This is a genomic window from Pseudomonas sp. TE3644 (genome assembly GCF_056278815.1).
Genome location: NZ_JBWBQF010000001.1, coordinates 2131562 through 2154532, shown reverse-complemented (window position 1 = coordinate 2154532; position 22971 = coordinate 2131562). Strand labels below are relative to the sequence as shown.

Genomic DNA, 22971 nt, shown 5'->3' with positions numbered 1-22971 from the left:
CGCCTGGCGAAGGGCTAATAGCAGGTGGCGCATAGCTGCTTTGCAGCCCTGTAGCCGCTGCCGCCAGGCTGCGCTGGCCAGTATCGACCCTGAACATCTCCAGCGAGGCTCAGGGCCAGCGCAGCCTGCGGCAGCGGCTACAGCGCTATCAGAACGCGTAGCGGGCGGTCAGCATCATGTTGCGCGGGGTGCCGTACACATCCGATGGCCCCCACGCCGGGCTGTAGGCGATGCTCTGGTAGTACACCTTGTCGAACAGGTTGTTGACGTTGAGCTGCAGGTCCAGGTGCTGACTGACCTTGTAGCCGGCCATGGCGTCCACCAGCACGTAGGCGCCCTGCTCGGTCAGCCACTCGGAGCCGGCGTAGGTGCCCTTGTTGTAGGTACGGTTCTGGGCATACAGGGTGCCGCCGATGCGCGCACGCTCGAAAACGCCGGGCAACTGGTAGCGCGTCGACAGCTTGAACAGATGGCGCGGCGTGTCGGTGTTGAGCAGCGTGCCCACCTTGCTGGCGTCGGCGTCCTGCTTGTACTTGGCCTCGGTGAAGGTGTAGCTGGCGGTCATCTGCCAGTTGGGCGTCAGCGCACCGGTGGCCTCCAGGTCGATGCCCTGGCTGCGCACCATCCCTGCCGCTTCATAGCAACTGTCGGAGGGGTACGTGGCACAGCCGCTCTGGTCGGACAGCAGCTTGGCGCGGTTCTTCTCGTCGACCATGAACAGCGCGGCACTGAGGTTCAGGGCGCCGTCGAAGTAGTCGCCCTTGATGCCCACCTCGTAGTTCTCCCCCACCACCGGCTTGAGCACCGAACCGCTCAGGCCCTTGGACGTCTGCGGCTTGAAGATATCGGTGTAGCTGACGTACAGCGAATGGTGCTCGTCCAGGTCGTAGATCAACCCGCCGTAGCGCGTCAGGTTGCGGGTGACCTTATAGTCGCTGTCGTTGGAGCCCATCTCGTCATAGTCATACCAGTCCAGCCGCGCGCCCACGATCAGCTTGAGCGAATCGGCCAGGGACAGGCGCGTGGCCAGGTAGGCGCCGTCCTGGGTGGTCACGTTGCGGGTGCTGCTGGTGTAGTCGTAGAACGGCTTGGGGACGCGGCTGCCCACCGAGGAGAAAATATCGACATCCGTGCCCAGGTAGCCGGATCCGTAGGCGTCGTTGCCGTAGTCCAGGTCGCGGCGGCTGACGCCGAAGGTCAATTCATGCTCACGGCCCAGCAGTTGGAAGGGCCCGCTGGCGAACAGGTCAAAGCTGGCCTGATCCTCATTGTACTTGCCCTTGTAGGAGGAGTAGCTGAGGGCGGTGGAAGCGGTGCTGCGGCGCGCCAGGTAGGTGCCCAGCCAGGACTTGTCGGTCCAGGACTTCATGGCCGACAGGTTCAGCTTCCAGTCATTGTCGAAGCGGTGTTCCAGGCTGGCGAACAGCGACTGGGTCTCGCGGTCCAGGTATTCCCAGTCGTTGCCCGGAAAGGTGGAACGCTTGAGGTGCATGTGGTCGCCGTTGGGCTGGATCGGCAGGCCGCCCCAGAAGTAGTTGGTGCGGTCTTTCTGGCTGGACAGCCCCAGGGTCAGAATCGTGTTGTCGGACAGGTCGGCCTCGACGATGCCGTACAGCAGCTGGTGGTTGATGTCCTCCTGGTCACGAAAGGTGTTGGCGTCCTGATAGGACGCCACCAGGCGCCCGCGCAGGGTGCCGCTGTCGTTGAGCCTGCTGGAGGCGTCCAGCTCGCCGCGGTAATTGTCCCAGCTGCCGGCGGCGCCGGTCAGGGTCACCTGGGGCTCGGCGGTGGGCCGCTTGCGCACGAAATTGAGCGCCGCCGACGGCGTGCCTGCGCCCTGCATCAGGCCGGTAGCGCCGCGCACGATCTCGACGCGGTCGTACATGGCCATGTTGTCGAGGGTGCCGGTGACCGCGTAGGAAAAGCTGGTGGGCAGGCCGTCGTACATCAGGTTGTCGACGTAGAAGCCGCGCGACACGATCGACGGCCGGCCCACGCCGTCGGAGTTGTTCAGGTACAGGCCGGGGGCGTTCTGCACCACGTCGGTGAGGTTGGTCATGGCCTTGTCTGCGATCTGCTGGTGGCTGACCACACTGACCGACTGCGGCGTTTCGCGCACGGTGAGGCCCAGTTTGGTGGCGGTGTGCATCGCCCCCGTGGTGTACGAGCCGCTGCCTTCGGTGACCTCGCCCAGGGCACCGCCGTTGATGGTGACGTTGCCCAGTTCCACGGCGTGGTCTTCGCCGCTGGGCACCGGCACCAGCGCGTAGCCGTTGTCGGTGGCCGACAGCCGATAGCCGCTGCCCTTGAGCAGCCGAGCGGCGCCCTCCTGCACGCTGTAGCTGCCCACCAGGCCGGGGCTGGTGCGGCCGGCCAGGCTGGCCTCGTTATAGATCAGGGCGATATCGGCCTGCTGCGCGAACAGGCTCAGGGATGCGGCCAGGGGCCCTGCGGGAATGCTGTAGCGTGTCTGCACCGCGGGGCTGGATTCAGCTTGGGCGCACGCCAGCGGCGCCATGCCCAGCAGGGTCGGCAAGCCCAGGTTGATCGCCAGCATCAGCGCGGCTGAGTGAGGGGAACGGCGGGTGTACAAGGAGGCATCCATCGGTACGGCGAGTCCTTTGCGGGTTGGCTTTGTTACTTGACGGATGGCGAGAAAAAAGCGGAACCCCAGCCGCCCGTAGCCGCTGCCGCCAGGCTGCGCTGGCCCTGATGTGCGCTGAACATCCCCCGGGCTTACACAGGCCAGCGCAGCCTGGCGGCAGCGGCTACGGGGCCTTGAGTGTCACCTTGGTGATCCACGGCGAATAATGGCTCACCGTCACCGGCAGGGTTTCCTGGATCAGTTGCAGCGCCCGTTCGCTGTCGTCCAGCGGCAGCACCGCGCTGATGCGCAGGCTGTCCAGCGCCTGCCGGTCATAGCGCAGCCAGCCGCTGTGCTGCGCAGCCAACGCCTGCAACACATCACCCAGCGGCTGGTCGTGCACCACCAACTGACGCCGCTGCCAGGCCTGCTCCAGCCGCCCCAGCTGAATCGCCTGAGCGGGCGTCACGCTGTCGGCGGTAATGCGCACCTCGCTGCCCGCGCTCACCTCCGCGCTCTGGCCACTGCGCGCCGCAGTGGCCAGCACGCGCGATTCCAGCATGTCGACCACGGTGCCCTGCCCTTCGCGCGTGACCATGAAGCGTGTGCCCAGGGCGCGCACGCTGCCCTGGGGCGTCTGCACCACGAACGGTCGTTGCGGGTCCTTGGCCACCTGCACCAGGATCTGCCCCTGGCGCAACACGATGCGCCGCACCTGGCCATCGAATTCGATATCCACGGCGCTGTTGCCCGCCAGGGTGATCTGCGATTGGTCGGCCAGGGTCTGCGAGCGCCACTGCCCCGCCCGGGTGTGCAGGTCGGCCGCCAGCCAGCACAGCGTTGGTGCAGTGGGCAGCGTCAGCAGTGCGGCGGCGCCGATCAGCAACAGCGCCAACGGCAGGCGGTTACGACGCTGGCGGGCGCTGCCCAGCGCAGCAATGGCCGGGGCCTTGACCGGTCGCAGGCTGTGCACCTGGGCAACGAAGTGCGCCATGCGCTCGGCCGCCGCCGCGTGCCGTGGGTCGCTGTCGCGCCAGGCGTGGAACGCGGCGCGCAACTGGGCGTCACCGGGGCGCTCGCCCAGGCGCAGCAACCAGTCGGCCGCCTGTTCGCTGATGCGCGGATCGTGCTGTGGCATGCCGGCTCAGACGTCCAGGCTTTGATCGCAGTGCGTCAACGCCTGCACCAGGTACTTGCGCACCATGCGCTCGCTGACACCCAGCGCCTGGGCGATCTGCGCCTGGTTCGCGCCTTCCAGGTAGTACAGCAGGAACGCCTGGCGCGGCTTGTCGGCCAGCCCTTCAAGCACGAAGGCGATGGCTTCCAGGGTCTGGATGATGATCCACGTCTGCTCCGGCGACTCAAAACCCTCCAGCGCATCGGCGGTCAGCGCCAGTTCGCGCAGATAGGCTTGCTCGATCTGCTTGCGCCGCACGCTGTCGATCAACAGCCGCCGCGCCGTGGTGCTCAGGTAGGCACGCGGCTCGCGGATGCTGTTGATCAGGTCGCGCGACATGAGGATGCGGGCGAAGGTGTCATGGGCCACATCGGCGGCGTTGTGGGCACAGCCCAGCTTGCCCCGCAGCCAGGCGAACAGCCAGTGGTGGTGATCACGGTAAAGCTCGCCGACCGCCTGCTGGCAACCCGGTGTAGGACTCGTCGACATGGCGTGGCGCACTGTTCAAGAAAGGCAAAATGATACTAATGACAATCATTCTCATTGTAATCTTTTGCAATCACTTCCAACAAGGCATTAACGCGTGAAAAAAACGTTCAACCCCGTTAAATTACCGGTTCAACCCGCGCAAGCGTTCTTTGATGTAGAGGAAGTGAAATGGCCAAGGCCGCAGATGTCGTCGTTCAATGCCTGGAAAACGAAGGCGTCAAGTATGTGTTCGGTATCCCCGGTGAAGAAAACCTGGACTTGCTGGAATCGCTGCGCAAGTCCGACATCCAGCTGATTCTTACCCGTCACGAGCAGTCCGCCGGTTTCATGGCCGCCACCTATGGCCGCCTGACCGGCAAGACCGGTGTCAGCCTGTCGACCCTGGGCCCTGGTGCCACCAACCTGGTGACCGCCGGTGCCTACGCCTACCTGGGCGGCATGCCGATGCTGATGATTACTGGCCAAAAGCCGATTAAAAAGTCCAAGCAAGGCCGCTTCCAGATTCTGGACGTGGTCGGCATGATGCAGCCACTGACCAAGTACACGCATCAACTGGCTTCCGCCGACAACATCCCGTCGCGCGTCCGTGAAGCCTTCCGCCTGGCCGAAGAAGAAAAACCCGGTGCCGTGCACCTGGAACTGCCAGAAGACATCGCTGCCGAACAGACCGACAGCATGCCGATTACCCCAAGCCTGCATCGCCGCCCGCTGGCCGAAAACAAGGCCATCGAAGCGGCCGTTGCCAAGCTCAAGGCTGCCCGCGCACCGATCCTGGTGATCGGCGCCGGCGCCAACCGCAAGATGACCGCCAAGGTCCTGCGCCAGCTGATCGACAAAACCAACGTGCCATTTGTCACCACGCAAATGGGCAAGGGTGTGGTCGACGAGCGCCACCCGCGCTTCCTGGGCAACGCCGCGCTGTCGGCCGGTGACTTCGTGCACCGCGCTGTCGAAGCCGCCGACCTGATCGTCAACATCGGTCACGACGTGATCGAGAAGCCGCCGTTCTTCATGGTGCGTGGCGGTACCGAAGTCATCCACATCAACTTCCGTTCGGCTGAAGTAGACCCGGTGTACTTCCCGCAGATCGAAGTGGTGGGCGACATCGCCAACGCCGTCTGGCAAATCACCGAAGCCCTGGAGCCTCAGCCGCACTGGGACTTCAGCCGTCTGATGACCATCCGCGAGGCCAACGAGGCGCAGATCGCCGAAGGCGCCGACGACAACCGCTTCCCGATCTACCCGCAGCGCATGGTCGCCGATGTCCGTCGCGCCCTGCCTTCGGAAGGCATCGTGGCGCTGGACAACGGCATCTACAAAATCTGGTTCGCACGTAACTACAAGGCCCACAAGCCTAACACCGTGCTGCTGGACAACGCCCTGGCCACCATGGGCGCCGGCCTGCCGTCGGCCATGGCCTCGCACCTGGTGTACCCGGACCGTCCGGTGGTTGCCGTGTGCGGCGATGGCGGCTTCATGATGAACAGCCAGGAGCTGGAAACCGCGGTACGCCTGAAGATGAACTTGGTGGTCATCATCCTGCGTGACGACGGCTACGGCATGATCCGCTGGAAACAGTCGAACATGGGCTTCACCGACTACGGCCTGGACTACGGCAACCCGGACTTCGTGATGTACGCGCAGTCCTACGGTGCCAAAGGCCACCGCGTGGAAAGCGCCGAAGGCTTCCTGCCGCTGCTGGAACAGTGCCTGTCCACCCCGGGCGTGCACGTAATCGACTGCCCGGTCGACTACTCGGAGAATGACTTCATTCTCAACAGCGAACTCAAGCGTCGTAGCGCGCTGGTTTAATCGCTGAATGAAAACGGCACCCGGTGGGTGCCGTTTTTTTTTTTGCCGCCGAAAAATCCCTTGTCCCGTAGCCGCTGCCCATAGGCTGCGCTGGCCCTGTGCCTCGCCGAAAATCTCCAGTGTTCACACCGGCCAGCGCAGCCTTGCGGCAGCGGCTACGGGGCCATCGCGTCGTCTGCATCGCGGCCAAGGCCGGCTCCTACCACGGGCGGCGTAGGAGCCGACTGTAGTCGCGATGCTGACGACGCGGTTTCTCGAGAGGTGCTGCTACCTCCGTTGCAACGAGCCACGGTTTTCGAATTCGGCGTTGCCAGTCTTGGGTACTCAACATCCAAAACGAACTCAGGCTTTTCTCAAGCGTAACGACGCAGTCGTGAATGCAGATCGGATCTCATCACTGGACAGACGTGCGCCCTCAATCATCCGATCAACTTCGTCGGGTAAGCGACGCGGCGCCTCGTCTCTACGCCCGGATAGCCTGGAGTTTGCTTCCGATACCAGTCTCGGAGAGAAAAAAATCTTGAACTTCATGTCCCGAACTCTCCCAATGGCTAGACCGGTAAAACTACCCTGTTTGCATGTTCCCCGCTATTGGGCATGTGTTTCAGGATAGGGGCGTTTATCGGCACAATGCATCGCGTCGCCTGCCCCGCAGCCAAGGCCGGCTCCTACCACGGGCGGCGTAGGAGCCGACGCGGTTTCAAGACAGTTGCAGCGCGGTAGCCGCTGCCGATAGGCTGCGCTGGCCCTGTGCCTCGCCGAAAATCTCCAGTGTTTACACCGGCCAGCGCAGCCTGGCGGCAGCGGCTACGGCGGGATCGCGTTGCCTGCATCGCGGCCAAGGCCGGCGTAGGAGCCGACTTTAGTCGCGATGCAGGCGACGCGGTTTGAAGACAGTTGCTGCTACACCACTCCCTGTGGGAGCGGGTTCTACCCGCGAAAAAGGGCACGCGGACTTCCTGACGTACCGCGGTGTGCTTTTCGCGGGTAGAACCCGCTCCCACATAGACAGTCGCTGCTAGAAGGTAGTGGCGACGGCAGGCGCGTCGGTTTGCTCAAATCCCCCACCCAGCGCTTTGTACAGGGTGACCAGGCTGGTCTGGGCGGCCAGTTGGGTCTGTACTTGCGCCTGCTGCGCGGTGTAGAGCAGGCGCTGCTGGGTCAGGGTGTCGAGCAGGCTGTAGCTGCCCTGCCGGTACAGCGCCATGGACAGGTCGTAGGCTCGCTGGTCGGCAGCCACGGTCTGGTCCTGGGCGTCCAGGCGCTCGGCGATGGTGGCGCGGGTGGCCAGGCTGTCCGCCACTTCGGCGAAGGCGGTCTGCAGGGTTTTCTCGTAGGTGGCCACGGCGATCTCGCGACTGGCCTTGGACGCCGCCAACGTGGCGCGGTTGGCGCCTGCGTCGAAGATCGGCAAGGTCACGCTGGGCGCAAACGACCAGGCACGGCTACCACCGCCGAACAGCCCCGACAACGCCGAGCTTTCACTGCCCAGCGCCGCCGTCAGGCTGATGCGCGGGAAGAAGTTGGCCCGCGCCGCGCCAATGTCAGCATTGGCGGCCTTCAGCGCATGCTCGGCCGACAGCACGTCTGGCCGCTGCTGCAACACCGTGGACGGCACCCCCGCCGGCAGGTCGGCCAGGCTCGACGCCGCGTCCACCTGGGCATCGGGCAGGTCGCCTGGCGCCACTTGCGCGCCCACTACCAACTCCAGCGCATCGCGCGCCTGGGTGGCCTGGGCGGTGTACACCGCCACGTCGTTGCGCGCCGATTGCAGGCTGCTTTGCGCTTCGGCCAGTTCCAGGCCGTCGGTGGCGCCCAGAGCGTGCTCCTGCTGCACCAGGGTGTAGGTGCGCTGTTGGCTGTCCTGGGTCTGCCGGGCCAGGGCCAGCAGGCGCCGGTCGGCAGCCAGGGTCAGCCAGTCGTTGGCCACCTCCGACACCAGGGTGATTTGCGTGCTGCGCTGGCTGTCGACAGTGGACAGGTAGGTTTCCAGGGCTTCCTGGCTGAGGCTGTGCACGCGACCGAACAGGTCCAGCTCATAGGCGCTGAAGCCCAGTTCCACGCTGTTGACCCGCGACACCCCGGCCGACGCGCTTTTCACCGCCGTCGGCGTGCGCTCGGCATCCTGCCCGGCCGTCAGGCCGATGCTGGGCAGCAGGGCTGCGTCCTGAATGCGATAGGTGGCACGCGCCTTCTCGATGTCGAGTACGGCCACGCGCAGGTCGCGGTTATTGGCCAAGGCCTGGGCCACCGTGCGTTGCAGGCGCGGATCACGCAAGAACTGGCGCCAGGCCAACTGCGTGGCCTGGGGACCTGCGACTTTAGACGCATCGGTCCATTGTGCCGGCACCGGCGCCGCCGGGCGCTGATAGTCCGGGGCCAGGTTGATGCAGCCGCCGAGCACGGCAGCCGCGCCGATCAGGGGGAGCCAGGCTCTCATGTTGCCTCCTGCGGTGCGCGACGCGTGACCAGCGAACGAACCAATACGTAGAACAGCGGTGTAAAGAAGATCCCCAGGGCCGTGCCCAGCAGCGTGCCGCCAAACACCCCGGTGCCAATCGAATGCCGCGCCGCAGCGCCCGGCCCGTCGCTGATCAGCAACGGGAACACCCCCAACAGGAACGCCAGCGAAGTCATCACGATCGGCCGGATACGCAAGTGCACCGCTTCAAGCGTGGCGTCCAGCAGCGACCTGCCCTGCTCTTCCAGTTGCTTGGCGAACTCGACGATCAGGATGGCGTTCTTCGCCGACAGGCCCACGGTAATCAGCAGCCCGACCTGGAAGTACACATCGCTCGACAGCCCGCGGAAGGTGGTGGCCAAGGCGGCGCCGAGGATGCCGATGGGCACCACCAGCATCACCGCCAGCGGAATCGACCAGCTCTCGTACAACGCCGCCAGGCACAGGAACACGAACAGCACCGACACCGCATACAGGAACGGCGCCTGCCCACCCGAAAGCATTTCCTGATAGGACAGGCCGGTCCAGGCATAGCCCACGCCCGGCTTCAGCTCACCCACCAGCCGCGTGATGGCCGCCATGGCCTGGCCCGAGCTGACACCCGTCGCCGGGTCGCCGACGATCTCGAACGAGTTGTTGCCGTTGTAGCGGTCCAGCTCCGGCGGGCCGTAGGTCCAGTGCGAACTGCTGAACGAGGAGAACGGCACCATGGTCCCGCTGCTGTTGCGCACATACCAGTTCTTCAGGTCCTCGGGCACCATGCGGAAGCGCGCATCAGCCTGCACGTACACCTTCTTCACCCGGTCGTTGTCGAGGAAGTTGTTGACGAAGCTGCTGCCCAAGGCGTCCTTGAGCGTGGCGTTGATGTCGTCCAGGGTCAGGCCCATGGCACTGGCCTTGCGGTCGTCGATGTCCAGGGAGAACTCGGGGGTGTCGTTGAGGCCGTTGAAGCGCACCTGGCGCAGGTCGGGGTCTTTGTTGGCGCGTTCGATCAGCTCGTCGCGGGCCTTGACCAGCGCGTCGTGGCCCAGGCCGCCCTGGTCCACCAGTTCCATGTCGAAGCCCGAACTCACGCCCATGCCGTGTACGGTGGGCGGTTGCAGCACGAACACCTGGGCGTCGCGCACGCTTTTGAGGTCGGCCATGGCACGATGAACGAAGTCAGTGGCGCTTTCGCTGCGCTCGCTCCAGTCCTTGAGCTGCACCCACATCATGCCCACGTTCTGGCCGCTGGTGCCGGTGGCATAGCCGGAAATCTCGAACGCCGCCGCCACCGATGGCTGCTTGAGCAAGTACTGCTGCACCGTGGCCATGGCCTTGAGCACCCGCTCGCGGGGCGCGCCCACCGGGCCCTTGACGGTGACCATCAGCTCACCCTGGTCCTCCATGGGCAGGAACGCGGTGGGCAGGTGCAGGGCCATGAACACCGCGCCCGCCACGATCAGCCCGTAGGCCAGCAGCGCGCGCTTGCGACGCTTCAGCAAGCCACCGACGGCGCCTTGGTAGCCGGCCGCGCCGCGCTCGAAACCGCGGTTGAAGGCACCGAAGAAACCGTGCTGCGCCACCCCATGGCTGGGCTTGAGCAAGGTCGCGCACAGCGCCGGGGTCAAGGTCAGGGCGACGAACACCGACAGGCCCATGGCGGTGATCACCGACACCGAGAACTGCCGGTAGATGATCCCCGTGGCACCGCCGAAGAAGGCCATGGGCAGCAGCACCGCGCACAGCACCATGGCGATGCCGACCAGCGCGCCGCTGATTTCGTTCATCGATTCGCGGGTGGCGTCGCGGGGCGACAGGCCTTGCTCGGCCATCACCCGCTCGACGTTTTCCACCACCACGATGGCGTCGTCCACCAGCAGCCCGATGGCCAGCACCAGGCCGAACATGGTCAGCATGTTGATGGTATAGCCCAGCGTGTACAGCACCCCGAAGGTGCCCATCAGCACCACCGGCACGGCGATGCTGGGGATCAGCGTGGCGCGCACGTTCTGCAGGAACACGAACATGATCAGCACCACCAGGCCGATGGCCTCGGCCAAGGTCTTGACCACCTCTTCGATGGACACCTTGATGAACGGCACCATGTCATAGGGGTACTGCACCTTCAGCCCCTGGGGAAACGAAGCGGCGCGCTGGTCGAGGAAGTCGTGCACCTCCTGGGCCACCTGCATCTCGTTGGCGCCGGGCGCCAGGGCGATGCCCAGCCCTGAGGCCGGTTTGTCGTCGTAATGGGTGGTGACGGTGTAGGTCTGCGGGCCCAGCTCCACACGGGCCACGTCGCTGAGCAGCACCTGGGCACCGTTGTCGCTGCTCTTGAGCACGATGTCGCGGAACTGCTGGGCGGTGGTCAGGCGGCTGCGCGCGGTCACCGTAGCGTCCAGTTCCTGGCCACCGGCGGCGGGCAGGCCGCCCAGCTCGCCGGCGGCGACGTCGTCGTTCTGGGCGGCAACGGCGGTGGTCACGTCCGAGGGCATCAGCGCGTACTTCTGCAGCTTGGCCGGGTCCAGCCAGATGTGCATGGCGTACTGGGCGCCGTACTCCTGCACCTGGCCCACGCCGGACAGGCGCTCGATGGGTTCTTCCAGGTTGCTGTACAAGTAATCGGCCACGGCGTCGGCGCTCATCTTGCCGTCGGTGGACACCAGCGAGAACACCAGGAACTGGTCGGGCGCCGCCTTGCGCACCAGCACGCCATTGTCCTGCACCTCGGTGGGCAGCAAGGCGTTGGCGGCCTGCAGCTTGTTCTGCACCTGCACCTGGGCGGCATCGGGGTCCATGCCGTTCTTGAAGGTCAGCTTGATGCTGACCGTGCCCGAGGAGCTGGCGCTGGAGGACATGTACATCAGGTTGTCCAGGCCCACCATTTGCTGCTCGATCACCTGCACCACCGAGTCCTGGTTGGTGCGCGCCGAGGCGCCGGAATAGGTGGTGCTGATCTGGATGGTCGGTGGCGCCACGCTGGGGTACTGCTCAAGGGGCAGTTGCGTAACGCAGAACGCCCCCGCCAGGGTGATGACGATGGCGATCACCCAGGCGAAGATCGGCCGGTCGATGAAAAAGTGCGGAAGGCGCATGCTCAGTTGCCCCCTGCCGCAGCCACGGCGGGCGCAGCCTCGGTGGCCTGCACGGTGTCACCGGGTTTCACGTACTGCGAGCCTTCAAGGATCACCCGTTCGCCGGCCTTGACGCCGTCGCTGATCACCCAGTTGGTGCTGCTGGTGCCCTCCTCGGTGACGGTGCGCAGCTCCACCTTGTTCTGCGCGTTGACCACCAGCGCCGTGGCGTTGCCGCGCGGGTCGTGGGTGATGGCCTGTTGCGGCACCAGCAAGGCGTTGTCGTCCACGCCTTCGTTGATGTTGGCGTGCACGTACATGCCTGGCAGCAACAGCTTTTCCGGGTTGGGCACGATGGCGCGCAGGGTGATGGTGCCGGTGGCCTGGTCGACACCGACACCGGCGAATTGCAGGCTGCCAGCGTGGCTGTAGGGGCTGCCGTCTTCCAGGGTAAGGCTGACGCGTGCGCGGCCCTTGTCATCTTTTTGCAGGCGGCCGTCGGCCAGCGCCTTGCGCAGTTGCAGCACGTCGGCGCTGGACTGGGTCACGTCCACATAGATCGGGTCATAGGCATAGATGGTGGTCAGCGGGCTGGTCTGGTTGGCGGTCACCAGCGCGCCGGGGGTGTAGCTGGAGGCGCCAATGGTGCCAGCGATGGGCGCGCTGACGCGGGTGTAATTGAGGTTGATGCGCGCGCTTTCCAGCGCCGCCTGGGCTGACTGCACGGCGGCCTCATCCTCACGCAAGGTGGCGCGGGAGGTTTCCAGGGTTTGCTGGCTGATGGCGTCGATGTGCGCCAGGGCCTCGTCGCGCTTGGCGATGGGCTGGGCCGACAGCAAGGCCGCGCGGGCCTTGGCCAGCTCGGCCTGGTCGGCGTCATAGGTGGCCTGGTACGGCGCCGGGTCGATCTGGTACAGCAACTGCCCGGCCTTGACCTCGCTGCCTTCGTCGAACAGGCGCTTCTGGATGATGCCGGTCACCTGCGGGGTCACCGGCGAGGTGAGGAACGCCGTGGTGCGCCCCGGCAATGACACGCTGCGGGTAAACGGCTGACGCTTGAGGGTCACCACGGTGACGGCCTGAGCCTTTTTGGGCGCCTCCTGTTTGCCCTGGGAACAACCGGTGACCAGCAGCATGGCCGCCAGCACACACAGCGGATGAAAAGTGTGCATGTATCTAGGTCTCGATGACGGTCTGTATGGCCACGAGTATGCGAAGCAATTGCGCAAAAAATAGGGAAGTTGCCGGGTGGGCGCTGCGGCGCCGACAGGCAACCCGTAGAATGCAGGGCATGAAAGCACTCCTGCGCAACGCCACCCCCACCCGCCGCCTGGGCCTGACCGCGAAACTGTTCGTGGCCATGGTGCTGGTCAATATCCTGGTGATCGTGGCGATGGTGGCGGCCACCCGGGTGAGTTTCGAGCACGGCTTCATCGGCTACCTGGCCGAGCAGGATGAACTGCGCTTGCAGGCCGGCGTGGCGCCCCTGGCCAGCGCCTACAAGGCCCACGGAAGCTGGGAGTTCCTTGAGCACAACCGCGAGTTGTGGCACCACTTGATGCGCCCCTACGATGACTCGGCCTACCCGCCCAGCGGCAATCAGCCCCTGCCGCGCTTGCCGGTATCGGAGATGATTGGCGCGCACACCCGTTTCACCCTGCTGGACGCCGATGGCAAGTACGTGTTCGGCAACCCCGGCTGCCTGAAGGACTCGCCGCGCCTGCCGATCACCGTGGACGGCAAAACCGTCGGCTGGCTGCTGATGCTGCCGTTCGAGAAAGCCACCGAGGCCGGCGACCTGCGTTTCCAGAAGGGCCAGATCAACGCCAGCTGGAGCATCGCTGCCCTGGCCGCGTTGCTGGTGGCGGCCATCACCTGGTGGCTGGCGCGCGCCCTGGCCGCGCCGCTGCGGCGCATCACTGGCGCTACCCACCACCTGGCCGAGGGCGACTACAGCGTGCGCGTGCCCACCCTGTCGGGCAGCGACATTGGCCAACTGGAGCGCGACTTCAACCACCTGGCCGCCACCTTGGAAGACAACGAGCGCGTGCGCTCGGCCATGGTCGCCGACATCTCCCACGAACTGCGCACCCCGCTGGCGGTGATGCGCGGCGAAATCGAGGCGCTGGAAGTGGGCGTGCGGCCACTGACACTTGAGGCCGTGCACTCCATCGGCGGCGAGGCCCAGCGCCTGTCGCGGCTGGTGGACGACCTGCACGACCTGTCCCTGGCAGACGTTGGCACCCTGAGCTATCAGCACGTGGAACTGGACCTGGCGCGCATGCTGCGCGACAGCCTGGGCCCGGTGCTGCGGCGCCTGGCCGATGCCGGCATCGCCCTGCATGCCGACGTGCCCGACACGCCATTGTGGGTGGAAGGCGACCGCCGGCGCCTGCAGCAGGTGTTTGCCAACGTCTTCGAAAACGCCCTGCACTACGTGGAGGCCGGCAACACCGTGCTGTTGCGCGCCCGCCAGGACGCCCACCACGTGCGGGTCGACATCCAGGACAGCGGCCAGGGCGTGCCGGAGCCGGCCCTGGGCGCGCTGTTCGACCGTTTCTACCGCGTCGAGGCCTCACGCAGCCGCTCCACCGGCGGCTCGGGCCTGGGCCTGTCGATCTGCCGCAGCATCGTGCTGGCCCACGGCGGCCGCATCAACGCCGCCCGCGCGCCCCAGGGCGGGTTGTGGATTGCCGTGCAACTGCCGCGCGCGAGGCTCCAGGCATGAGCGCGGTGGACATCCTGATCGTCGAGGACGAACCCAAGCTGGCGCAACTGATGAGCGATTTTCTGCTGGCCGCCGGCTACACCAGCCATCGCCTGGCCGACGGCCTGGGCGTGGAAGCCGCCGTCAGCCAGTTCACCCCGCAACTGATCATCCTCGACCTGATGCTGCCCGGCCGCGACGGCCGCGACATCTGCCGCGCGCTACGCAAACACTGGGACACGCCGATCATCATGGTCACCGCCCGCGTCGAGGAAAAGGACCGCCTGCTGGGCCTGGAAATCGGCGCCGACGACTACATCTGCAAGCCCTTCAGCCTGCTGGAAATGGTGGCCCGGGTAAAAGTCATCCTGCGCCGCGTGGGCCACGGCCCGGCCGCGGAAAGCGGCCCGCTGCAGATGCTTGCCGACCGTTTCCAGGCCATCTGGCACGGCGTCACCGTGGAACTCACGCCGCTGGAATTCCGGCTGTTGCAGGCCTTGGTGGCGCGCCCTGGCCGGGTGATGTCGCGCGATGCCTTGATGGATCACCTGTACACCGACCACCGCATCGTCGAAGACCGCACCATCGACAGCCACGTGAAGAAAATCCGCCGCAAGTTCGAGGGGATTGTCGAGGGGGTGGAGATCATTCAGTCGGTGTATGGGGCGGGCTACAAGTTCATGCCGTAACCTGCACCGCGTACCCCTTTGTGGGACCGGGGGACCGGGGAACCGGCCGCCCGGCGAAGCTCGGGAAGGGAACGACTCAAGGTTCATGCTGAGCGCTTCCCGAGCTTCGCCCGGTCCTACAAAGGGCAACCGTCGGCAGCGGCTACAGAGCGGCCAGCACCTCAGCACGGGTGGTAACTTCGCGGAAATGGTGCTTCCACAGCGCAATGCCCATCTGCCCCGATCGGTCCAGGGACGAGCCCACCGTCAGGTCGGTGACCAGCGTGGGCGCCAGCCCCGCGTCGAACAGCGCAAAGCCTGCGGCCAGCACGCAGGTTTCGGTCTGCATGCCACACACCAGCACGCGCTCCACGCCCATCTGCCGAATGTACTCGATCGCTTCCCCGGTTTGCCCGTAGCCATGTTTGATGAACACCTTGTCGGCCTCCACCAGGCTTTCGTCCTCGGCCGCCGGGTGCCAGCCCAGTTGCCGCTCGAAGGGGGTGACCTGTTCGTCATGCAGTTCGATCGAGGCGATGGTGGGGATCATCGCCGAAAACGCACGCACACCGTCCACCAGCCATTCGGGGGGATTGAAGGTGGATTGGATGTCGACGATCAGCAAGACCTGCCGCATGGTGATGTCCTGGAAACACAAGGGGCGCGCAGTATACCCGTAGCCGCTGCCGACAGGCTGCGCTGGCCGGCATGAACCCTGGAGATTTCCAGCGAGGCAAAGGGCCAGCGCAGCCTGGCGGCAGCGGCTACGGGGCGGGGTTCGGCGCAGGGTTGATCAGGGTGCTGGCATGCTGTTGCAGCGCGCCGCCCACCTGGGTTTTCAGCAGGTCGACGAAGGATTTGATCTTGGCATCCACGAACTGCCGCGAGGTGTACACCGCGTAGACGTTGCGCGCGTCGGTGTGATACCCCGGCAGTACCCGCACCAGCGCGCCGCTGCGCAAATCGTCGTAGGCGGCAAAGCCGGCCAGCAAGCCGATGCCGGCGCCTTCGCGCAAGGCCACCGCCATGGCTTCCATGTCGTTGACGCTCAGGTGCGGGCCTACCGGGTTGAACGTGGCGCTGTCCTGGTCACTGCGTAGCTGCCATGCATCCGGGCTGTAATCCACGGTGCCCAAGCGCACGCAGGCATGCTCGGCCAGGTCCTGAGGGGTGATGGGCGCCGGGTGGCGTGCCAGGTACTGCGGCGATGCGGCCAGCACGCAATGGCTGACACCGATCTGCTGGCACACATAGGCCGAATCCGGCAGCGTGCGGGCAATCACGATCGACAGGTCCAGCTGATCTTCCAGCAGGTTGGGCATACGCTGGGACAGCAGCAATTCCACAGTGACGTCGGGGAATTGCGCGCGGTAGGCCAGCACCGCGCGGGTCACCAGGTGCCGCGCCAGGCCCGGCACGCAATGCACGCGCAAGGTGCCGCGCGGCTCATGCAGCGTGTTGCGGGCCTCGGACTCGGCGTTTTCAAGGTCGGCCAGGATCGTGGTGCAGCGCTCATAAAAACGCCGTCCGGCGTCGGTGACGCTCAAGCGCCGGGTGCTGCGGTGCAGCAGCTTGGTGTCCAGTGACTCCTCAAGCCCCGAGACCGCCCGCGAGACGTTGTTCACCGTGGTGTCGAGGAAGTTGGCCACGGCAGTGAAGCTGCCCATCTCCACCACTTTGGCGAACACCGCCATGTTCGACAGCTTGTCCATTGCCTACCCCTTCGCCCTGATCATGGTGCCGCGCATCATCCATCCGAAACGCCCGGGCAGGCAAGGCGTCACTTTCCCTTCGGGTGGAAGATTGATTCCCTCGGGCACGGCTTAATCCCCGGACGCCCGCTCCCTAGACTTCGTTCCAACAGCGCTGCCTGCGCTTCCCCTGGCTGAACGAAGGTGCCCCATGAACGCTCTCTACGCCCCGCTTCACCTCTTCATCGACGGTCAATGGATCAGTGCCGGCGACCGCGCCACGGCCGCCGTGATCAACCCGGCCAACCAGGAAAACCTCGGTCGTGTGCCGCTGGCCACCGAGGCGGACCTGGACCGCGCCCTGGCCGTCACCGGCCCGGCGTTCCAGGTGTGGCGGCAAACGCCTCCTGCCGAGCGTGCCCGGGTGCTGAAAAAGGCCGCCGAGCTGATCCGCGAACGCGCCGAGTACATCGCCACGCAGATGACCTTGGAAGAAGGCAAGCCGCTGGCCGAAAGCCGTGACGAAGTGCAGCGCGCCGCCGAGTACTTTGAATGGTTTGGCGAAAGCGCCAAGCGCATCGACGGCCGCGTGGTGCCTGCCAACCGTCCCGGCGTGCTGCAACTGGTCAAGCGCCAGGCCATCGGCCCGGTCGCAGCCTTCACACCGTGGAACTTCCCGGCCATCACCCCGGCGCGCAAGCTGTCGGCAGCGCTGGCAGCCGGCTGCAGCGTGATCATCAAGCCGGGCGAAGAAAGTCCGTCCACCGCCCTGGCCCTGGCCCACGCGCTGGACGATGCGGGGCTGCCCAAGGGCGTGCTGCAAGTGGTGTTCGGCGTGCCGGACCAGGTGTCCAAGCACCTGATCGCCTCGCCGGTGATTCGCAAGGTCACCTTCACCGGCTCTGTGCCGATTGGCCGTTTGCTGTCGGCGCGGGCCGCCGAAGGGGTGAAGCCTATCACCCTGGAATTGGGTGGGCATGGTCCGGTGCTGGTGTTCAACGACGCCGACGTTGAGAAGGCCGCCGTGGAGGGCGCTGCAAATCGTTTTCGCGGCACCGGTCAGGTGTGCATTTCTTCCACGCGTTTTCTCATCCAGCGCGAATCCTATGAACGCTTCGCCACGCATTTCGTCAGCGCCACCCAGGCACTCAAGGTCGGCGATGGTTTGCAGGCCGGCGTGCAGGTAGGCCCGCTGGCCAACCCCCGGCAGTTGCAGAAAATGCAGGACCTGGTCGGCGACGCCGTGGCCCGCGGTGCCCGGGTGCTGACCGGTGGCAAGCGCATCGACGGCCCGGGCTTTTTCTTCGAACCGACGGTGCTGGCCGACGTGCCCATGAACGCCCGCGTCATGCATGAAGAACCCTTCGGCCCCATTGCCGTGCTGATGCCCTTCGACACCCTGGCCGACGGCCTCACTGAAGCCAATCGCCTGCCCTATGGCCTGTCAGCCTATGCCTTCACCCGCGATGCCCGCACCGCCATCGATGTGGCCGATGGCCTGGAGGCCGGCATGATCGGCATCAACCAATACCGCATCGTCGCCACCGAACTGCCCTTCGGCGGCCTGAAGGAAAGCGGCCATGGCTCGGAAGGCGGCACCGAAGGCATCGAACATTACCTGACCAACAAATTCATCAGCCAGATTTGAGGACTACTCCCATGAAAGCGATCACTTTCGATACCTTCGGCGACGCCGACGTCTTGCACCTGGCCGACGCCCCCACGCCGGAGTTACGCGCCACCGACCTGCTGGTGCGGGTCTACGCAGCCGGGGTCAACCGCGCCGACCTGACCCACCGCACCGGCGGCTATGGCAGGCCCAATTTCGGCGATTCGACCGTGATGGGCCTGGAGATTGCCGGCGAGGTGATTGCCACCGGCAGCGAGGTGGTCGGCTACCAGGTGGGCGACCGGGTGATGGGCGTGGTCGGCGGCGGCGCCTACGCGGAACTGGCGCGCATCGACTACCGCATGGCCCTGCCGATCCCGGCGCAGCTGGATTACGTGCATGCCGCAGCGATTCCTGAGGTATTCGTCACCGCCCACGAAGCGATGCTGCATCTGGGACGATTGAAAGCCGGTGACAGTGTATTGATTCATGCCGCGGCCGGCGGCGTAGGCTCGGCGGCCGTGCAGTTGGCTTACGCCAGCGGCGCCACGGTCTACGCCACCACCGAAGCCAGCAAGGCGGCGCGGGTCGAACACCTGGGCGCCGCCGTGGCCATCGACTACAAGGCCGAGGATTTCGCTGCGGTGATCGCGGACAAGACCAACGGGCGTGGCGTCGACGTGATCATCGACTTTGTCGGCGCACCCTACTTTGCCCGCAACATCGCTTCGCTGGCCAACGGCGGGCGGCTGGTGCAGGTGGGTATCATGGGGGGCGGCGGTGAGGTCAGCGTGGCGCTGGAGCACATCCTCTACCGGCATTTGCAGATCATGGGCACGGTCATGAAGTCGCGCAGCCAGCCGGAAAAGCACGCCATGGTGCAGCGCTTTCGCGCGCATTGGCTGGAGCGTTTTGGCGGCGCCGGCAGCCTCGAACCGGTGGTGGACAGCACCTTCCCATTGGCCCGCGCCGCCGAGGCCCACCGGCGCATGGAGTCGGCGGCTAACGTGGGCAAGATCATCCTGACGATGCACGACCTGGCCTGACATTTCGCACGCGATCCGTAGCCGCTGCCGCCAGGCTGCGCTGGCCGGTGTGACCCCTGGAGATTTCCAGCGCGGCACAGGGCCAGCGCAGCCTGGCGGCAGCGGCTACGCGGGCGAGCGGGTGCCCAGGTAGCGCTCGCCCATTGCCCGGATCGCTGCGTGGCCTGAGGCAACCAGAACCGGCCCCGCAGCCTGCAGAAACCCCGGCGTGGCGCTGGCCAACGCCTTATCCAACCAGCCACACGCCTCCTCCACCCGCCCACGCCGCACCAGCGCCGCCGCATGGTTGTACTGCCCACGAAAATCGCCACCCAGCGCTGCCAGCCGATACCAGTGCTCGGCCTGCGCCTCGTCTCGCGCTACCACCACGCCCTCGTGATGAAACCGGCCCAGCAGATTCATCGACTTGGCATGCCCCAGGTTCGCCGCCTGGCGAAACAGCCCGTAGGCCGCCGCCAGGTCCTGCTCCACACCGCGCCCGCGGGTCAGCAGTTGGGCAAAATTGTACAGCCCCCAGTCCAGCCCCAGCCCACCGGCCTTGCGGTATTCAATCGCCGCGCCCGGCAAATCCACCTCGCAGCCCCAGCCATGCTCCAGGCAGCGACCGGTCATGTTGATGGCCATGGCGTGTCCCTGGCGCGCGGCAATCCGGAACCAGGTCAGCGCCAGTCGCGCATCGCGTGCTATGCCCTGCCCGTCCAGCAACAGTTGCCCCAAGGTGGCCTGGGCGTCGCTGTCCCCCAGCGAGGCAGCACGCATGATCACCTTTGCGTACGCCCGAGGGTTGTCCTGCAGATTGGCTGAAACGTCCGTCACTGTTGCCCCCAAGCCCCTGAAAATCAGAAATATTTGCTAACGCTTACAAATTCTTTACAAAGTACTTCAACTGGGAATTGTTTTCAATTACGATCGCATCCCATTCACACATGGGGAGCAACACCGAATGGCAACAAGAACAGAGTCAACCCTGTATTCCCAGCGTCACCTGCTGGCCACAGCCGTTGGCTTGGCGGTCGCCGCCCAAGGCGGTTTTGTATTCGCTGCCGATACAAACGCCGACGAAGGCAACGGCACCCTGCAACTGGGCGCCACCACCGTCGATGGTCAATCCGACAGCACCTACAAGCCCAGCGCCCCGGCCTCGGCCAAGTACACCGAAGCGCTGCGCGACACGCCGCAGACCATCACCGTTGTTCCCAAGGAAGTGATCGAAGACCAAAACCTGCTGACCATGCAGCAGATCCTCAGCACCGTGCCCGGCATCACCTTCGGCGCCGGCGAAGGCGGCAGCGGCTATGGCGACAGCATCAACCTGCGCGGCTTCTCGGCCAGCAACGACATCTATGTCGACGGCGTGAAGGACAGCGCCCAGTACAGCCGCACCGACCCCTTCAACCTGGAGCAGGTGGAAGTGGTCAACGGCGCCAGCTCCGTGTATTCGGGTTCAGGCTCGGTGGGCGGCACCATCAACATCGTCACCAAAAGCCCGCAACTGCGCGACTTCACCAAGATCAGCGGCGGCGTGGGCACCGATAACTACAAGCGCGCCACGATTGATACCAACCAGAAACTGTCGGACACCACCGCGTTCCGCCTCAACCTGATGGCTCACGGCAACGACGTACCCGGCCGCGATTACGAAGACTACGAGCGCTGGGGCGTGGCGCCGTCGGTCGCCTTCGGCCTGGGCACCCCTACCCGCGTGACCCTGAGCTACGAGCACCAGAAGGACGACAACACCCCGCAGTTCGGCATCCCCATCTACAACGGCAAGCGCCTGCCGGGCGCGGGCTGGGATGACTATTACGGCTACCACAACGTCAACAAGCAGGAAATCAGCACCGACGCCTTCAGCCTGAAGCTGGAGCATGATTTCAACGACAACGTGTCGATCCGCAACTTCAGTCGCGCGGCGCGCGTGCGCCAGGAGAGCTTCGTTTCCGGCCCTGAAGGCGCGTCTACCGCCTGCCTGGCCAGCGGCACCACCGTCACCGGCGCAGCCTGCGCAAGTGGCCTGGCACCGGGTTACTTCCAGCCAAGCGGCGGTTCGCTGGGCAACGCTCGCCGCACGCAGAACAAGATTTTCACCAACCAGACGGATGTCACCAGCCACTTCAACACCGGTTTCATCCAGCACACCCTGGTGACCGGCATCGCCCTGACCCGCGAAGAATATGAAGCCGACACCGGCAACTGGATGCGCACCAGCAGCGGGGCCACCGTCGTTGCGCCACCGGTGAGCATCAGCAACCCGGATTCGACCTGGAACGGCCCGGTGAACTTCACCAAGACCGCCCACATCGACGGCGAGCTGAACAACCGCGCCGCCTACGCCTTCGACACCCTCAAACTCAATGATCAGTGGGAAGTGAACGGCGGCGTGCGCTATGAGCGCAACGAAGGCAGCTCGGTGACCGACGCCATCTCCACCGCGGGCGTGGTCACCCCAGGCACGCGCTTCCACAACAGCGATGACCTGACGTCCTACCGTGCGGCCATCGTTTACAAGCCAGCGGAAAACGGCAGCATCTACGTGGCCTATGGCAACAGCAAGACGCCGTCCCAGGCCACCGTCAACGGCAGCTGCTTCACCGCGGGGCGTGGCACCACCGCCGCCAGCAACAACTGCGACGCCGATCCGGAAAAGTCGATCACTTACGAGATTGGCACCAAGTGGGACTTCTTCGACGATGCCCTGTCGCTGAGCGCTTCGGTGTTCCGCAACGACCGCACCAACTACAAGGTGGCCAGCAACGATCCGAGCAACTTGTCCGGCGAGCAGGCGCTTGACGGCCAGGCCCGTGTCGATGGCGCCACCCTGGGCTTGACCGGTGCGATCACCGACAAGTGGAAGGTGTTTGCCAACTACACCTACCTGGACACCAAGGTGCTGCAGAGCGTGAGCGACTTCACCAAGGAAAGCACCGGCATCGACGCCCAGAAAGGCAAGCCACTGACCTTCACCCCGCGCCATGCGGCCAGCCTGTGGACCGTGTACGACCTGCCGCACGACTTCCAGGTAGGCTACGGCCTGACCACCCAGAGCAAGCAGTACCTGGCCAGCGCCGACAACGCGCCGACCGCGTCGGGCTACACCATCCACCGCGCCATGCTGGGCTACAAGGTCAACCGCAACCTGGACCTGCGCTTGAACGTCAACAACCTGTTCGACAAGCACTACCTGACCCGCATCCGCAACAACGGCTGGGCCGTACCGGGTGATGGTCGGGCAGCGATTTTGACGGCTGATTATTCGTTCTGACGCTTTGCCCACCGCCTAGCAGCGGCCGCCAGGTCGCGTCACAAACGCCGCGCGGTACCGGATAAACCGCGCTGCCGGTGACGCAGCCTTCGGCAGCTACGAGGATGGCTGCCGAGCGTGGAGTTGCACTGTGGGAGATTCTATGATTGTGGGCAACCTGCACCGGCCTCTCGCGAGCAAGCTTTGCTCCCACAGTGTAAAGCCTTACATCGATTGCTGGCTCACCACTGTGGGAGCAAAGCTTGCTCGCGATGGCATCGACGCCGTAATCAAGAAAAACCGCGTCGCCTGCATCGCGGCCAAGGCCGGCTCCTACCACGGACGGTGCAGAAGCCGACTTTAGTCGCGATGCAGGCGACGCGGTCTCAAGACAGTTGCTGCTACAGAAGCGGGGTGCACATTGCGGGTG

At 65.3% G+C, this 22971-nt stretch carries 15 protein-coding genes; 6 read left to right on the top strand and 9 right to left on the bottom strand.

Annotated elements, in window-relative coordinates; translation table 11 throughout:
- Positions 1-148: 148 nt before the first annotated feature.
- From ACZ9GA_RS09590 to ACZ9GA_RS09580, 3 genes are all read right to left on the bottom strand, one after another.
- Entirely contained in the window at positions 149-2605 is a 2457-nt protein-coding gene (locus tag ACZ9GA_RS09590) for a TonB-dependent siderophore receptor (RefSeq protein WP_457362901.1), read from the bottom strand.
- Positions 2606-2768: 163 nt separating this feature from the next.
- Entirely contained in the window at positions 2769-3722 is a 954-nt protein-coding gene (locus ACZ9GA_RS09585; RefSeq protein ID WP_457362902.1) for a FecR family protein, read from the bottom strand.
- A 6-nt stretch (positions 3723-3728) separates the two neighbouring features.
- Positions 3729-4250 (bottom strand): sigma-70 family RNA polymerase sigma factor, encoded by a 522-nt coding sequence (locus ACZ9GA_RS09580; protein ID WP_457362903.1) that lies wholly within the window; start codon positions 4248-4250, stop codon positions 3729-3731.
- Positions 4251-4418: 168 nt separating this feature from the next.
- Here ACZ9GA_RS09580 and ACZ9GA_RS09575 point away from each other — a divergent pair, with 168 nt between their 5' ends.
- Complete coding sequence (locus ACZ9GA_RS09575; protein ID WP_457362904.1) at positions 4419-6062, top strand: acetolactate synthase large subunit; 1644 nt, start codon at positions 4419-4421, stop codon at positions 6060-6062.
- Between the two features lie 1018 nt (positions 6063-7080).
- Here ACZ9GA_RS09575 and ACZ9GA_RS09570 read toward each other — a convergent pair.
- From ACZ9GA_RS09570 to ACZ9GA_RS09560, 3 genes are read right to left on the bottom strand one after another with little or no spacing between them, the layout of a single operon-like run.
- Positions 7081-8502, bottom strand: coding sequence for an efflux transporter outer membrane subunit (locus ACZ9GA_RS09570; protein WP_457362905.1), 1422 nt, complete (start codon positions 8500-8502; stop codon positions 7081-7083).
- Positions 8499-11600: an efflux RND transporter permease subunit gene (locus ACZ9GA_RS09565; RefSeq protein WP_457362906.1), complete on the bottom strand. Its 3102-nt coding sequence runs from the start codon at positions 11598-11600 to the stop codon at positions 8499-8501. Before ACZ9GA_RS09565 ends, ACZ9GA_RS09570 begins: the two co-directional genes overlap by 4 nt.
- A gap of 2 nt (positions 11601-11602) precedes the next feature.
- Positions 11603-12751 carry an efflux RND transporter periplasmic adaptor subunit gene (locus ACZ9GA_RS09560; RefSeq protein ID WP_457362907.1) on the bottom strand — a complete coding sequence of 383 codons (1149 nt, stop codon included), beginning with the start codon at positions 12749-12751 and terminating at the stop codon, positions 11603-11605.
- A gap of 119 nt (positions 12752-12870) precedes the next feature.
- Between ACZ9GA_RS09560 and ACZ9GA_RS09555 the strand changes: the two genes are divergently transcribed.
- Both ACZ9GA_RS09555 and ACZ9GA_RS09550 read left to right on the top strand, forming a co-directional pair.
- Entirely contained in the window at positions 12871-14307 is a 1437-nt protein-coding gene (locus ACZ9GA_RS09555; RefSeq protein WP_457362908.1) for an ATP-binding protein, read from the top strand.
- Entirely contained in the window at positions 14304-14975 is a 672-nt protein-coding gene (locus tag ACZ9GA_RS09550; RefSeq protein WP_457362909.1) for a response regulator, read from the top strand. The genes ACZ9GA_RS09555 and ACZ9GA_RS09550 overlap by 4 nt, the downstream gene beginning before the upstream one ends.
- A gap of 142 nt (positions 14976-15117) precedes the next feature.
- On the opposite strand, the gene ACZ9GA_RS09545 is transcribed toward ACZ9GA_RS09550, so the two are convergent.
- Positions 15118-15591, bottom strand: a complete 474-nt coding sequence (locus ACZ9GA_RS09545) for an isochorismatase family protein (protein WP_457362910.1) — start codon at positions 15589-15591, stop codon at positions 15118-15120.
- 127 nt (positions 15592-15718) lie between these two features.
- Positions 15719-16666 carry a LysR family transcriptional regulator gene (locus ACZ9GA_RS09540; RefSeq protein ID WP_457362911.1) on the bottom strand — a complete coding sequence of 316 codons (948 nt, stop codon included), beginning with the start codon at positions 16664-16666 and terminating at the stop codon, positions 15719-15721.
- Positions 16667-16856: 190 nt separating this feature from the next.
- Here ACZ9GA_RS09540 and ACZ9GA_RS09535 point away from each other — a divergent pair, with 190 nt between their 5' ends.
- A complete protein-coding gene (locus tag ACZ9GA_RS09535; protein WP_457362912.1) occupies positions 16857-18293 on the top strand; it encodes an NAD-dependent succinate-semialdehyde dehydrogenase in 1437 nt (478 codons plus the stop codon).
- 11 nt (positions 18294-18304) lie between these two features.
- Positions 18305-19300 carry an NAD(P)H-quinone oxidoreductase gene (locus ACZ9GA_RS09530; protein WP_457362913.1) on the top strand — a complete coding sequence of 332 codons (996 nt, stop codon included), beginning with the start codon at positions 18305-18307 and terminating at the stop codon, positions 19298-19300.
- 105 nt (positions 19301-19405) lie between these two features.
- Here ACZ9GA_RS09530 and ACZ9GA_RS09525 read toward each other — a convergent pair whose 3' ends face one another.
- The gene (locus ACZ9GA_RS09525; protein ID WP_457362914.1) at positions 19406-20059 is read right to left on the bottom strand and encodes a tetratricopeptide repeat protein; all 654 of its coding nucleotides are present in this window, start codon (positions 20057-20059) and stop codon (positions 19406-19408) included.
- Between the two features lie 184 nt (positions 20060-20243).
- Between ACZ9GA_RS09525 and ACZ9GA_RS09520 the strand changes: the two genes are divergently transcribed.
- Entirely contained in the window at positions 20244-22562 is a 2319-nt protein-coding gene (locus tag ACZ9GA_RS09520; RefSeq protein WP_457362915.1) for a TonB-dependent receptor, read from the top strand.
- Positions 22563-22971 lie beyond the last annotated feature (409 nt).